Origin of the sequence: Nostoc sp., from assembly GCF_036918015.1 — a bacterium.
Classification (GTDB): Bacteria; Cyanobacteriota; Cyanobacteriia; order Cyanobacteriales; family Nostocaceae; genus Nostoc.
Window position 1 is genome coordinate 95,885 of the sequence record NZ_JBALEO010000083.1, and the last position, 13,674, is coordinate 109,558.

The 13,674-nt window shown below is 41.6% G+C and carries 18 protein-coding genes; 9 read left to right on the top strand and 9 right to left on the bottom strand.

The features are described 5' to 3' along the window. The first annotated feature begins 35 nt into the window (after nt 1-35). Together V7K61_RS24430 and V7K61_RS24435 are read left to right on the top strand one after the other, a co-directional pair. Complete coding sequence (locus V7K61_RS24430; protein ID WP_335057295.1) at nt 36-1,481, top strand: deoxyribodipyrimidine photo-lyase, 8-HDF type; 1,446 nt, start codon at nt 36-38, stop codon at nt 1,479-1,481. Nucleotides 1,482-1,809: 328 nt separating this feature from the next. After that, entirely contained in the window at nt 1,810-2,634 is an 825-nt protein-coding gene (locus V7K61_RS24435) for an alpha/beta fold hydrolase (protein ID WP_335057297.1), read from the top strand. A gap of 15 nt (nt 2,635-2,649) precedes the next feature. On the opposite strand, the gene V7K61_RS24440 is transcribed toward V7K61_RS24435, so the two are convergent. The 5 genes from V7K61_RS24440 to V7K61_RS24460 all read right to left on the bottom strand — a co-directional run bounded on the left by V7K61_RS24440 (nt 2,650) and on the right by V7K61_RS24460 (nt 4,988). After that, nucleotides 2,650-2,904 carry a hypothetical protein gene (locus tag V7K61_RS24440; RefSeq protein WP_335057299.1) on the bottom strand — a complete coding sequence of 85 codons (255 nt, stop codon included), beginning with the start codon at nt 2,902-2,904 and terminating at the stop codon, nt 2,650-2,652. A gap of 50 nt (nt 2,905-2,954) precedes the next feature. Next, nucleotides 2,955-3,245: a hypothetical protein gene (locus V7K61_RS24445; protein WP_335057301.1), complete on the bottom strand. Its 291-nt coding sequence runs from the start codon at nt 3,243-3,245 to the stop codon at nt 2,955-2,957. A 103-nt stretch (nt 3,246-3,348) separates the two neighbouring features. Beyond that, the gene (locus tag V7K61_RS24450; protein ID WP_335057303.1) at nt 3,349-3,660 is read right to left on the bottom strand and encodes a hypothetical protein; all 312 of its coding nucleotides are present in this window, start codon (nt 3,658-3,660) and stop codon (nt 3,349-3,351) included. Between the two features lie 45 nt (nt 3,661-3,705). Then, on the bottom strand, nt 3,706-4,104 hold the full coding sequence (locus tag V7K61_RS24455; protein WP_335057305.1) for a TIGR02588 family protein: 399 nt from the start codon (nt 4,102-4,104) through the stop codon (nt 3,706-3,708). Further along, nucleotides 4,101-4,988, bottom strand: coding sequence for a TIGR02587 family membrane protein (locus tag V7K61_RS24460; RefSeq protein ID WP_335057307.1), 888 nt, complete (start codon nt 4,986-4,988; stop codon nt 4,101-4,103). The genes V7K61_RS24455 and V7K61_RS24460 overlap by 4 nt, the downstream gene beginning before the upstream one ends. Before the next feature lie 386 nt (nt 4,989-5,374). On the opposite strand from V7K61_RS24460, the gene V7K61_RS24465 reads away from it, so the two are divergent. The 5 genes from V7K61_RS24465 (at nt 5,375) to V7K61_RS24485 (ending at nt 7,341) form a co-directional block, all read left to right on the top strand. Beyond that, nucleotides 5,375-5,557, top strand: a complete 183-nt coding sequence (locus tag V7K61_RS24465) for a CsbD family protein (protein ID WP_292742794.1) — start codon at nt 5,375-5,377, stop codon at nt 5,555-5,557. Nucleotides 5,558-5,795: 238 nt separating this feature from the next. Further along, nucleotides 5,796-6,011: a hypothetical protein gene (locus V7K61_RS24470; RefSeq protein WP_335057312.1), complete on the top strand. Its 216-nt coding sequence runs from the start codon at nt 5,796-5,798 to the stop codon at nt 6,009-6,011. Nucleotides 6,012-6,046: 35 nt separating this feature from the next. Then, complete coding sequence (locus tag V7K61_RS24475; protein ID WP_335057314.1) at nt 6,047-6,679, top strand: Uma2 family endonuclease; 633 nt, start codon at nt 6,047-6,049, stop codon at nt 6,677-6,679. A gap of 93 nt (nt 6,680-6,772) precedes the next feature. After that, on the top strand, nt 6,773-6,916 hold the full coding sequence (locus V7K61_RS24480) for a hypothetical protein (RefSeq protein ID WP_335057316.1): 144 nt from the start codon (nt 6,773-6,775) through the stop codon (nt 6,914-6,916). 149 nt (nt 6,917-7,065) lie between these two features. Continuing rightward, nucleotides 7,066-7,341 carry a CopG family transcriptional regulator gene (locus V7K61_RS24485; protein ID WP_335057318.1) on the top strand — a complete coding sequence of 92 codons (276 nt, stop codon included), beginning with the start codon at nt 7,066-7,068 and terminating at the stop codon, nt 7,339-7,341. A 73-nt stretch (nt 7,342-7,414) separates the two neighbouring features. On the opposite strand, the gene mutL is transcribed toward V7K61_RS24485, so the two are convergent. Both mutL and V7K61_RS24495 read right to left on the bottom strand, forming a co-directional pair. Then, the gene (gene mutL, locus V7K61_RS24490) at nt 7,415-9,181 is read right to left on the bottom strand and encodes a DNA mismatch repair endonuclease MutL (RefSeq protein WP_335057320.1); all 1,767 of its coding nucleotides are present in this window, start codon (nt 9,179-9,181) and stop codon (nt 7,415-7,417) included. Nucleotides 9,182-9,436: 255 nt separating this feature from the next. After that, nucleotides 9,437-10,486: an adenosine deaminase gene (locus V7K61_RS24495; protein ID WP_335057322.1), complete on the bottom strand. Its 1,050-nt coding sequence runs from the start codon at nt 10,484-10,486 to the stop codon at nt 9,437-9,439. 387 nt (nt 10,487-10,873) lie between these two features. On the opposite strand from V7K61_RS24495, the gene V7K61_RS24500 reads away from it, so the two are divergent. Beyond that, the gene (locus V7K61_RS24500; RefSeq protein WP_094352741.1) at nt 10,874-11,083 is read left to right on the top strand and encodes a hypothetical protein; all 210 of its coding nucleotides are present in this window, start codon (nt 10,874-10,876) and stop codon (nt 11,081-11,083) included. A gap of 322 nt (nt 11,084-11,405) precedes the next feature. Here the strand turns inward: V7K61_RS24500 and V7K61_RS24505 are convergent, their stop codons facing one another. After that, the gene (locus V7K61_RS24505) at nt 11,406-11,717 is read right to left on the bottom strand and encodes a threonine dehydratase (protein ID WP_335057324.1); all 312 of its coding nucleotides are present in this window, start codon (nt 11,715-11,717) and stop codon (nt 11,406-11,408) included. Nucleotides 11,718-11,823: 106 nt separating this feature from the next. Then, a complete protein-coding gene (locus V7K61_RS24510) occupies nt 11,824-12,702 on the bottom strand; it encodes a phosphodiester glycosidase family protein (RefSeq protein WP_335057326.1) in 879 nt (292 codons plus the stop codon). Between the two features lie 364 nt (nt 12,703-13,066). On the opposite strand from V7K61_RS24510, the gene V7K61_RS24515 reads away from it, so the two are divergent. Further along, complete coding sequence (locus V7K61_RS24515) at nt 13,067-13,387, top strand: hypothetical protein (RefSeq protein WP_335057328.1); 321 nt, start codon at nt 13,067-13,069, stop codon at nt 13,385-13,387. Nucleotides 13,388-13,674: the final 287 nt, after the last annotated feature.

Consider the following 13,674-nt stretch of genomic DNA (forward strand, 5'->3'; position numbering starts at 1 on the left):
CTAAGCTAGTACGGGTGAACTATATCCAGCATGGAATGTCTGACTTAATTCTGTTTTGGCATCGGCGCGATTTACGCATTTCTGATAATACGGGACTAGCTGCGGCAAAACGGCAAAGTCCGAAGGTGGTGGGCGTGTTTTGCCTAGATCCGCATATTCTAGAACGGGATGATGTTGCTCCTGTGAGAGTAACTTATATGATTGGCTGTTTGCAGAAACTTCAAGAGCGATATGCTGAAGTTGGTAGCCAGTTGTTAATACTCCACGCCGATCCTGTACAAGCGATACCAGCCTTAGCCGAAGCAATAAATGCCAAAGCTGTTTTTTGGAATTGGGATGTAGAACCTTATTCACAAGAACGCGATCGCACCATCATAAATGCCCTCAAAGAAAAAGGCATTGAGTTTCTTAACCAAAACTGGGATCAAATCCTCAACTCCCCAGAGGAGTTACGCACGGGTAGTAACAGTCCTTACACTGTTTACACACCCTTCTGGAAAAATTGGATTACTAAACCAAAGGCGCAACCAGTAGAAACACTGCAAAATGTTGAGGGATTAACGGAAGCTGAACAGGAAATTGCCAAACTTGCAGGAGCCTTGACACTACCTTCAGCAAAAGATTTAGGATTCATCTGGGATGAACAATTAATTATTTCACCAGGAGAGGCGGCGGCACAAGAACGATTAGAAGAATTTACTAATAAAGCTATTACTGAATATCAAGAACAGCGCAATTTTCCCGCAGTGGAAGGAACATCGCAACTGAGTGCAGCTTTAAAATTTGGGGTAATTGGCATTCGCACCGTTTGGCAAGCCACGGTAGAAGCACTAGAAAATAGCCGCAGTGAGGAAACAGCAGTTAATATCCGCACATGGCAACAGGAATTAGCTTGGCGGGAGTTTTATCAACACGCAATGTATAACTTCCCGGAATTAGCTGATGGTGCTTTCCGCGACACCTTCAAGAACTTTCCTTGGGAAACTAACGAAGAACATTTCCAAGCTTGGTGTGAGGGGAGAACAGGCTACCCCATTGTGGATGCAGCAATGCGTCAGTTAAACGAAAGTGGCTGGATGCATAACCGCTGTCGGATGATTGTTGCGAGTTTCCTCACTAAAGACTTGCTAATTAATCCCCAATTGGGAGAAAAATACTTTATGCAGAAGTTGATTGATGGAGATTTATCTGCTAATAATGGCGGTTGGCAATGGAGTGCTTCTAGCGGCATGGACCCCAAACCTGTGCGGATTTTCAACCCAGCCAGTCAAACACAGAAATTCGATCCAGAAGGGGAATATATTCGGCAATGGGTGTCGGAATTGCGGTCTGTAGATACAGAATATTTAGTTACTGGGAAAATTCCACCTTTAGAACGTCATGCTGTTGGCTATCCTGACCCAATTGTGGATCATAAAATACAGCAACAGCAATTTAAACAGCGTTATCAACAGCAAAAAATTCTTAGTAGTGGTGAGTAAAATTGTTAGTTTTTTAATAGACATTTCCAAAAATTCTGTCCTACATTCCGCAGTTCTATTTTGAGACTGCTCTTATTTGCAAATAATGTGGTTTCAAAATTGCCTTATTTGCGGTTTGAAGTATTTATGTTTGCAGTTCGCTACACCTAGTATTTGGTTGATTTCTTCTACCAAACACATTTGGTCGATTATGCCTGGCCTGCCACTATCCCGCAGTGGTCAATATCTTGTACTCTTATTTCTGATGCTGATGATGTCATTTATCAAAAATATCATCAATCTCTTCACTTACCTGCAAAATGTGAGTCAGCCTACTGGAGAAAAACACATGAACACGATCGCAGTGAAAGACGGCATAGAGATTTACTACAAAGATTGGGGCAGCGGTCAGCCCATAGTTTTCTCGCATGGTTGGCCTCTATCGTCCGATGACTGGGACACCCAAATGATGTTCTTCTTAAATCACGGCTATCGTGTCATCGCCCATGACCGACGAGGGCATGGACGCTCGACCCAAGGCGCCGACGGACACGATATGGATCATTACGCCGATGACCTCGCTGCCCTTACCGCGCATCTCGACTTAAAAAACGCCATCCACGTTGGACACTCGACTGGCGGCGGTGAGGTGACACGCTACATTGCGCGCCACGGCGAAAGCCGCGTCGCGAAGGCCGTTCTCATTAGCGCCGTGCCACCACTGATGGTGAAGACCCCAGAGAATCCCGGCGGTCTACCTAAAGAGGTATTTGACGACTTTCAGACGCAGGTTGCCACCAATCGGGCGCAATTTTATTGGGATGTGCCGAGCGGGCCCTTTTACGGTTACAACCGACCGGGTGCGAAAGCGTCGCAAGGCGTGATTGAGAATTGGTGGCGTCAGGGCATGATGGGCGGTAGCAAGGCGCAGTATGATGGCATCGTGGCTTTCTCCCAGACCGACTTTACTGAGGATCTTAAGAAGTTCTCTGTGCCGACTTTGGTAATGCACGGCGATGATGACCAGATAGTTCCCTATGCCGACTCCGCCCCACTGAGCGCTAAGTTGGTCAAGGGCGCGGTATTGAAAACCTACAAGGGTTTCCCGCACGGTATGCCGACGACAAACGCAGACCAGATCAATGCCGATCTCCTCGAATTCATTCAGTCGTAAAGGCAAACCACTCGGCTAGTCTCCATACTGCCGCCTCAAAACGTCTAACCAGGCGATGCAGCGAACCGCGCCCTGATGCAATGCGTGGCTTTGGTATAGTGTGTTTGTCCACCTTGCAGCCATGCGCGCTCTTGGGTGCGATCGCTTATCTTGTGTCTCGTTAGCCCTCAATCTGTCGATAGGGGCGTAGTGCGATCTCCAGGTGAGCGGCAATGCGATCGCAGATTCCCGGTAGTCTGGGTTAAGGAACGAACCTAGCATTTTAAGCATCAAGCGTGTCAGCCTGCTGGAATTCAACGAGTTACAATACTAACACGACATTATGTCTTGACAGGTAAATGAGAAATTGTCCATAAGATGAGTAGGAAGATTAAGTAAATTGCACCAACTAATCCAAACTCAATCAGAGGAATATAGGTTACTTCGTAAATTCTGCCCAAGCCACGTTCAGTCAGTGCATAAACGACCAGAACACTCACTAAAAAAGCTCCGTAAATAGTACGTTTCGCCGAGATACCCACAGGTAGTCCGTGAAGCTGAGTAAGTACCAGAATGCCAAAAAAACCAAAAAGAAATGTGGGCCACTTGCTTTGTCCTAGTATTAATGACACAATTACACTGTGTAAAAGCACTGAAGCCTCCAAAGTAAATGTCCACCAACGGTTTACATGAGTGCATTCGTAATTCGTAATTCTTAAATTAAGACCTAGCTTTTTAGGCTACACGTTCTGTTTTTGGTTCAGATGCACTTTTAGTTACTCGTAAACTAAGAGTCAAAGCTACTACCATTACTAAAGTTCCACTCAAAAAAGGAGCAGAACTCCCAAATTTTATAAAACTAACCCCTGCCCATGTTGGCCCAGCGATGCGTGCCAATGCAGAGCAAGAACTGGCAATTCCTAATATTTGTCCTTGTTCTTCTGCGGCTGTCATCTGGGAAATTAAGCTGTTCAATATTGGTTGACTGACACTAATTCCCCATGCCACAAGTGTGGTGAGGGTTGAGTTCGGGTATACTTCCAACAAATAGATTATGCAATATTGTGGGGTATTTTTTTATTTGTCAGTCCCCTATGGCAATTTATAGCTACCAACACGTAGATTTAATTCACCTTGGCGCGGGTTATGGCTAAATATAAATGCGCCTTCTTCGCTTTCCCCACTAGATAAAAAGTCAATCTGTTGCTCTCCTGTTTCTGTAACTTTGCCGTCAATCAGTAACTCAGCCATAATCTGAACTGACTCAGCTGTATCTCCTCCACTATTCACAACTTCAAAAGGAACATAAAACTGGCCATTAATTTCTCGAATTGTTTGTTTTTTAGTGACAGAAAGGATCGGAGGTTGATTTTTTTCGTTCAGCCAAGTGTAGCCTACTAGACTCACAATGATTGCTAAGATGAATGAGGCGATGCTGAATGTTATCCACTCAGCCATTGAACGCTTTGGTTGTTGTTCTGTTTCAGTCATATTGCTAACCTTCCGGCTGCACCACCAATAGTTGCAGGTAAACCCAGTATCAATGTGTGATCTAACCACATTGTCCAAGGATCGCTAAGAGTTAACTTTTGAAAGAACCACAACATAAAAGCACCTGCTAGCAATGATACTAAGTAGGACATAATGGTTTCGCTCGATGGCCGTTGAAAAATTCCCTTTTGCTCTTTACGTTTTTGCTGGTTAGAAAAACCTGCCTGAAATACAATGCCATAAGAAATCAGCAAAGATGCGGCGATCATTGCCAACTCCCAAGGTGGAGAGGTTGCGGCTGCAAGCATAGGAATTTCATCTGTGGGAGCGATGTTAAATGCAATTATGGTTGCACCAATCAGGGTTCCACCCACATCAGTAAAGGTGGCGTGTAACTCATCACCTTTGTTCTTGGTTGTGCTATTTTCGCGATCGCTTCCTTGTCCTTTTCCATTACTGTTTTCAGTATCTCCCAACAACTGATTCGCTAATGCTACACCAAGAGCAAAGGGCACACTTTCAAAGATGATTTTACCTAAAGATTCTTTTAGGGAGGTTTCTGGTGTCAATTCTCGCAATAGTAACAGCACAAAGGTAGAACAAGCTATGCCGATCGCGATCGCTTCGACGGTATCGATTGCGGTTTGAGCAGCTAGCCAGCTATATCTGCGTTTGCGAAAGCCTTCTATCTGATTGAGTAAGTAAACCACAATAAACATTAATGCGATCGCCGTCATTATCAGTTGTGCTTTTGCCAGCGATCCAATCCACCAAACCTCCATTGTGTACAGCAAGGGTATGCCAAATAAAAAACCTCCACAAGCACCTCGAATGATGTCATTAATCTCATTCTTCCAGACATTTTTTTGACTTTTTGTTGGCACTCCTTTATTTTCCTTTTATTTAAATTTTGCTTTAACTTATAGTTCATTTATCTGCGAAAAAGTTATTTTTTTAATATATATAAATTTTATTTATCAGATGTTCATGTTTTACATTGTGTGCTATTAGCCCGATCGACATCTATCTTAAGTTGATATAATTTACCAAAATATTCCCTCGGTTGATGGAAGTAAAAAAGAATACATAGATGTTATATTATGTAATAGCTTAGGGACTTCCAAGTAATAAAATAATCAATATTTTATTATTTGTAGGGTGAGCGTCTTGCCCGTCCTGTGAAATGGGCGGGCTTTTCGGCCCACTTTGCAAGTAGTAGTAATTTATTTTTGGAGTTCCCTGAATCAACTACAAGCTGGAGATAAAAACCATGAGTGCCGAAAAGAGAATAGAAGCAACTGCAAAAAATATTGAAGGAAAAATTCAAGAGGTTGTGGGTGAAATAACAGGTAATCCACAAGATAAAACTGAAGGACAAGCAAAGCAAGCTGAAGCCCAAGTTACTCACACCGTAGAAAATATTAAAGACGAACTTAAGAAAGCTTTAGAATAATTTCGCTTGTCGAGTGCAAATAGCGATTTTATCGATGATTGACTCCTAAACTTGTAACATTAATTGCTCCACTTTCTATAAGTTAGTGGGGTTTTTTATTGCGTAAAATCTGAAAGTGTTAGTTACTAAATGATTTAACCCCTACTGGTTTAGGTAAAACCGCAGGACTTTGGGGTGCGATGCCTGCGGCGGGCGGAGCCGTTTTAATCCTCCTCCTTCTCGGCAGCAGTTGGAGGTATTGGCTAAGGTTTTGGGGGGGGTTGATGCCGATAAGTTAGCGCAGATGTTACCACCTGCTGCGGTGGGGATGAAGCTTGAGCCGATTCGGTTATGTGCTGCTTGTTATATAAGAATAATAAATAGCAATAAAATTGTAGGTTGGGTGGAGGCTTTGCGTAACCCAACGCCCGGATTAATGTTGGGTTGCGCTCCGCTTCACCCAACCTACGTCTAATGCACTGAATTAGTTGTAATTAGGTTAAAACCATTATGCTACAAGCAGTACCAAAATTAATCAATGTTAATGAATTTATTACTCAATATGGCGATAACAATCATTATGAACTAATTGATGGGGAATTAATCGAGATGGAACCCACAGGCCCCCATGAACAAGTATCATCTTTTACGAGTCGAAAACTGAATGTAGAAATTGATCGTCATAATTTACTATACTTTACACCCCATCGCTGTTTGATTAAACTATTGGGAACAAGTACGGCTTTTCGCCCCGATGTAATTGTACTCGATCAAACACAACTAATTAATGAACCTTTATGGCAACAAGAACCTGTAATCACATCGGGGAAATCTATTAAAATAATTGCGGAAGTTGTTAGTAGCAACTGGCAAAATGATTACGCTCGAAAAGTTGAAGATTATGCTTTACTCGGTGTACCTGAATATTGGATTATAGATTATTTGGGGCTAGGTGGTAGAGAATATATTGGCAAAACTAAGCAGCCAACGATTACAATTTGTAAGTTAATAGAAGATGAGTATCAAAAGCAATTGTTTCAAAATGATGATCTCCTTGTTTCTTCTATTTTTCCCAGTTTACAATTAACTGCAAAACAAGTTTTAACTGCTGGTGGTACTGTAAATATAGTAGGTAGAGTGTAGTTACGCAAAAACGACAGTTTTTTTTAACTTTCATCAACTAAACAAACACTCTCTGATTTTTTCAGTCAAATCGTCAACTAATGAGATAAGATTATGCAATTAGAAATTCAACTAGATGATGAAGCATCCCACTTTTTTACTTGTCATTGCGAGCGCAACGAAGTGGAGCGTGGCAATCCCATCAACTCGTTAATATTGAAGATTGTGGGATTGCTTCGTCGTTCCTCCTCGCAATGACAATATTATTCTTTTGATGCAAAATAAAAACTGGGATTGTCATTGCGAGCGCAACGAAGTGGAGCGTGGCAATCCCATCAATTCGTTAATATTGAAGATTGTGGGATTGCTTCGTCGTTCCTCCTCGCAATGACAATATTATTCTTTTGATGCAAAATAAAAACTGGGATGCTCCCCTTGATGATGACTCTGTTCAAAAACTTGCGTATATTCAGGAACAAACAAATCAAGATTTTAGCGCAGCGATTAAACAAGCTATTGAGCAATATTACAACCAAATTAACACCACTAATAAACCTCCATTACAAATATTTCAAGAACTTGGTTTAGTTGGATGTTTTAATGGTGATTCTGATCTGTCTGTTAATTATAAAACAAAAATTGCTGATTATCTTAAAGCCAAACAAGAAGACAATAGATTATGATTAGTAATGCTTTTGAACCGCAGAGACGCGGAGGGCGCAGAGAGAAAAAAGAGATTTGGCATTACCAAAAACATCAAATTCCATGACTTTTTCCAATTACCCAATTACGCCGGAAAAACCGAGCTAATGCTGATTCTTCTAAAGATAGATAAATTGGGCGTCCGTGAGGACAAGTGCGGGGGTTACGAGTGCGTTGCCAATTATCTAAAAGTGTCTGCATTTCTTGTTGGTTCATCGGTGTACCGTTACGAATGGCACTGCGACAGGCGACGGCTACTTGGGCTGTTTGTAAATCGCCTCCCCAACTAAGTTCTAAAATTGCTTCTGCACAGTCGTCTCGCTGCTGCAAAGGTGCGGGGATATTACGGACAGCCCAAAGTTGTTCGCCAAAAGGTTCTATGTCTAAACCGATGCGTTGCAGTTGCGATACTTGCGCTGGCGATAATTGATAAAGAATTATTGGCGGTTCGACGGGGACAAGTTGCCAATCATCGCATAATCGCTCATACAAAACTCGCTCATGGGCAATGTGCTGTTCTACTAACCACATACCACCTGAATGTTCCGCCACGATATAAGTATTGCTAACTTGAGCGACAGCTTTTAAAGAGTTAGGAGTTGGGAGTGAGGAGTTAGGAGTTTTAGGATTTTCGTTAGGATTTTGAGAATTGAAATTGTAGCTGCCTTTTGCTTCTGCGGCTTTGAGTAATTTACTAACTCGTGTGGTGTGAACAGCTTCTTTGAGATTGTTAGAAGAAATGCTGAGTGCTTGGTTAATTGCTTGGGTAATTTGCTCTTGCCAATAAATGATTTCGTTGAGGTAAATTTCTGTTTTTGCTGGATTGCGATTCCAGTTAATTTGATCGGGGGAAATGGCAAGATGTAAGAAACAAATTGGATAGCGATCGCGCGGTAATGTTCTATGAAATGCTGATAATATCGTTTGCTCTAGTTCCGGTGTCTTCACCATCCTGCCGTTAATGGCTACACGTACCCAATCTGGACGATGGCGATGACAGCGATCGGGTAATCCTACCACTAAAGTGAGTGCTGAGTGCTGAGTGCTGAGTGCTGAGTGAGGAGTGGGGAGTGGGGAGTGAGGAGTGAGGAGTGAGGAGTTAGGAGTTAGGAGTTCTGAGTTTAGTGGGTTGGGTATTTCGAGTCTTATTTCTTGCAAGTCACCTTGTCGCACTTGCGGTAAAATCTGCGGTAGTAGTTGTCCAGTTGTGGCAGCAGGACAAATGGTGAACCATTGACGGTCATTTTGCCAAATCTGCCAGGTGACGCGGGGATGACACAGGGCGATTTGGTGAATTGTGGCTTGCACGGCTTTCATTTGCTGTGCTGTTGTGGGCAATCCCTGACGACGAGATGAGCAATTACCGAAAAGATGGGAAACTGTAACTACTGTACCAGGTGCGATCGCAGTTGCTTCAACTTGTACAACTTTCCCGCCATCGCCATAAATTATCCGCCATCCTAAATTTCCCCCCAGAGGACGACTCAAAATTTCTAAATCAGCCAGAGTCGTTAAACTGTGCAACGCCTCACCACGAAACCCTAAACTGTTAATTTTCCACAAATCGGCACTAGAGCGAATTTTACTAGTGCTGTGGGCTGTGGCTGCTTGTTGCAAATCATCTAAGTTCATTCCACAACCATTATCTGCTACACGAATTCGCCATTGCTGCGGCCACAGAGAAACCACAATTCGCGTTGCACCTGCGTCTAGGGAATTTTCTACCAATTCCCGCACCACAGAAGCTAAAGAGTCGATTACCTCACCAGCTGTAATGAGATATACGACTTCTGTTGGTAGAGCTTGAATAGTAGATGCCATAAATTATAGTTTATAGCTTCTGGGGGCACGCTATATACGACTTATAGCAACGAATCCTTTCTCAGCAACAAAAGAACCACAAATAAACACTGATAAATTATCTGTGTGCATCTGTGGTTTAATTTCTAAAACATTAATTATTGCAAGATATCTATTGTGCATTACAACTTTCTCTATGGCATCAGAAGAAATTAGTAATTGCAACATTAATTAACATTAAATCACCTGACTTTATGAATATCTTTAGGCGATTTGTTAATTAGTATCTCTCAGGGACAAAATTTTAGCTGGTTCAGGTTTGAGCAAACCGTTCAACAGTGATGCAGGAGGTTGACTGTAAGGCCAAGCAAAAGCATGACGGAAAGCTGCATCTTGACAAGCTTGTAGTTGTTTAAAACTAATGATGTTGTAAGTCAAGAGATTCTCATACTCAAATGGTAGACGCACATTGTGCAATCCAGCATTATCAGTACATATAGCAATCTCGACTCCAGCATCAAAACAACGATCAAAAACTAATTTGAGTTGACGTATATCCTGCAAGGTTCCAGTTTTTAGGTAAGTTGTCGGACAAACCTCTAAACATTGTCCGCGTCTAGCCACATCATTAAGTAGCTCTGGATATAGTAGGGGAATTTGAATACCGTGACCAATCCGCATCAGATAGGGTAGCAGTTCTGGGTAACAACCAGCGGTAGTTTCATATAGATGTCCCGTGGTGTTAACACCCTGCGATCGCGCATAATCATATAAGCTAATCCATTCTTCTAAGCGATCGGCGTAATAACTATCACCTCCTGCTACATCTACTGCACAGACATACTGTTTATTTTGCGCCGCCAAATCAACAATCGCCTTGTTCACCTCATAAGGTAGGCGTGTGTGCATACAGAGAATTTGGCTAGTAACAATCGGATATTCTGGCTGATGGCTGGCAAGTCCTACTACTCGCACAATTTCTGCCATCTTGTCAATTCTTTCCGATTGACTCAGATGTTCAGGTGTCCGCAAATAAGGAGTGTAGCGCAGTTCCAGATAAGCCAAATTTTCAAATATGTAAGCACCCCGCACCAAGCGATAGATAAAGTAAGGCAAAGTCTCCACAGTTTGCACGCTTTCTACCAAGGTGTGTAATTCTAGATACTCATCTAGAGTGTTACGTGGGCGGGTATAAAAATCTTCAAAATCTGAATAGTCAGCAAAGCGGGAAATTAACTCCGAAGAATGCCGCTCGAAATATCGCCATAAAACTCGTGGTACGACCGAGCCGCCTAGATGTCTATGTAGTTCAGCGTATAAAGCCATAGTGTTATTTTTAGGTAAAAATTTCAATGATTGTAACAAAAACATTGAGAGAAAAATCTTCCACCAAAAAAATTTAGCTCTAACTTCTTTAGAGTAGAGGTTTCCCTCCATCTGAATTTCAACAAATACTCCGACTGATAAACTGGGCAAACGATTTGGTGGCTTGGAATTAGATAGGGTTGAGAGCAACAGATCAATTTCTGCCTCCTACCTCCTGCACTAGTATTTGCAGTATGAATAAACTTGACATTACCAAGATTAAATTGATAGCATTGATATCCTTAATTTTTGTGCTATACTAAAAAAACATTGCTATTGTCAAACGAGTGAGATATAGCAATATATTTTTCCTTTAACAAAGCAAATTCCTGGCAAGGTTGGTATTAATTGAAAATTCAAGCGTTGGAAGTCAAGGCTGGCGATCGGATTATTGCTTACTGCAACAATAAAATGCAAACCTGCAAGGTAAAACGCATTTTAGATCCAGGTCAAGCTAATATCACACTATCAGTATTCACCTCTGAGAATTATCGCGGTTGCTCAGTTTCATCTATAGTTCGCTTCCAAAGCAACGCCTTAGTTGATTTGGTAAGCTAAAAACTAAGTAAATATTCAAGCTCAAAAATATTTCTAGCTATTGTCCAGCCTCAAACTGGACAAAACTTTTGCGAAAGGTGCGATGTCTACGCACATACAAATCTGTTAATTATGGCTGGATGCTTTTCGCAACCTTACACTACCTAGTGGCTTGTCCCATTCAATATAATGAGTTTGTAGTAAGCACTTCAGTGCTTAAAAATCCAGGACTAAAGTCCTTACTACAAACTTATTCACCCCTCGTAACTAATAGGACAGACCACTAGCATAGAGAACAATAATTGATAAAATTCTGAGATAAAAATCTAATTTATGGCTTTTGTTAGTTCTTTTTCACATCACGAGCCATGTTTAGGTAGTAGTCGTCAAGTTTGGCATTAGAACGACGGCGGTTAGTGGCAGGAATTTTAGCAATGTTATCCCGATTCGTTTCAATTGGCTGTTTAGCTGAAGCTTGTTTTACGTCTTGCACCCCATCCGATTCCAAGAAATAACCAGACTGAGAAAATCCGAAAAGCTTGCCAAAAAAACCAAATAAATTTCCGAAAAAATTAGAAATACTTTGGAATAAAACACCAAACAAGCCTTCAATACGAAGGAACAAGTTCCGAATAATTTGGGTTAGACGAAGCATAACAGCACCTTTAATGATTGCCTATTCTTATTGTGACTCAATTCGGATTCGGGAATTGAGGATATGGCAAAAATCTACCAGTGGGTAGGTATAATTCCCACAGCCCCTACTTTTCCTGAACCAGCAAAACTGACTTCACAGGACGCTTGATAGAATTTCCCTCCAAATCAACCTTCCCGTAAAAGGTTTTCCCATTGTAATAAAGCGAAGATGAACTTCCCCCATCCAGATTCATCGCCTGATCTGCACCAAGAGTTTTCATCAAATCAGCTAATGCTGGCAACGACACCCCAGAGTTCGCCGAAGCCGAGGGTTTTTGAGCCACCATAACTAAAATAACGCTGCCATCACGAGTGATACCTACAGCAGTTCTGGCATTGGGTTGATTGCTGCCAAGGGCATCTCGTTTATTGGCATTATCTACAAAGCCCTCTTTTTCTAAGGTGAGTTCTGGTAATAGGCGTGGGCCAGCACCTATAGCATCAACTAACTGACAACCTGCTGGTGGTGACTGATTGTGTAGGGCAATGGAATAGTGGGTAGTTTGCCCGCATAAGTAGCGACGGAATTCTGTGCGATTGAATATTTGATCCAAATAAGATTTTAAGTTGGGATTGTTCACCAGCCGCTCGTTTTCCTTGGGATCGGCTATCAACTTTCCTTGTCGGACAACATAAGATGTAGTTTTTTGGTTGGCTGGGTCAAAAAATCCTGCGTTCAAAATAGCCACGGCTTGATACTTTTGGGCAAATTCCTCTACAGTGGCTACCTTCTGTGATAATGCAGGAGTCACCAAGAATTTGCTATTAGCTGGAATCAACACGACGTGAGCGATGCTTTGGGGCAAAGTGCGATCGAAGTAGCGGATAGTTTTTGGTGGTGAAGCCGCAATAGTGGGTATTGAAGGTGTTGAAAAACGCAAATTAAACCACAACACCATTGCCAAACTAATTAATATCAAAGCCAGTAGTTTGATTTTTCTCACTTTTAAACTCACTTGCGGTTAGCTAAAACAAAGTTGATTTAATAATACTTTGACAACATCTGTAAAAGATTAGCAGAAAAATACCTTCACAGTTTTGCGCGTTGGTTACTACCTAATGAACCGCAAAAAATCAAAGTTTTAAAAACTGGATTAAGCATAAAAGTAATTGACGCTGACTCTGTGATATTTCTGTTTCTGGGCGATCGCTAATTTTTGGCTGATGGTAAAAATGCTCTCAAAAGCTCTACTCAATGGAAACCACTTGTTACAATTAAGAGGCAAGCGTTGCAAAACACCTTGTCCCTCATAGAGATTGAAACGCTTGAAAATTACTAAATCCCTATTGGGGATTGAAATTAAGACCATGTTACGAAACACAAACCTAAAAAATATCTCCAAAAAATTCGCTCTAGCCAGAAATTCTGCTTCTTTCAAAGAAAATGAAGCAATGAGAGCGATCGCATATAGCATGGATTTACTACTACCTGGTTTGTATATATGGCTACTTGGTTTTAGTTTTCGCATTGGTGGAAGCGTACCAGATGATATTCCCTATAAATATCCCGGTAAAATTTACAGTAACACTGGAATTGCTTTAGTATTACCAGGATATAGAATTTTTACGACTTACCAGGGTAGCTATGACCCTAAACAGACATCAAATACAGGGACTAACAGCAATTAAAAAGTACAGTTCTCGACTCAAATACTTTTGAAACCTTAATGACTCAGGCAGGATATTCAATCTCAGGTAGCGCACCTGCACAGTCTAATAGAATAAAAGTATGGTGGATTCATAACGAATACCCAAGAGTCGAGTCCGTATATATAGGATTACTATTTGATTTTTGAACAACACGTAGGGTGTGTTATCGCGAAGCGTAACGCACCATTTTCAAGGGTTTGGTGCGTTAGACTAAAGTCATAACGCACCCTACAAATACTTAATTTTTTTCAGAAATCAAACCGGAT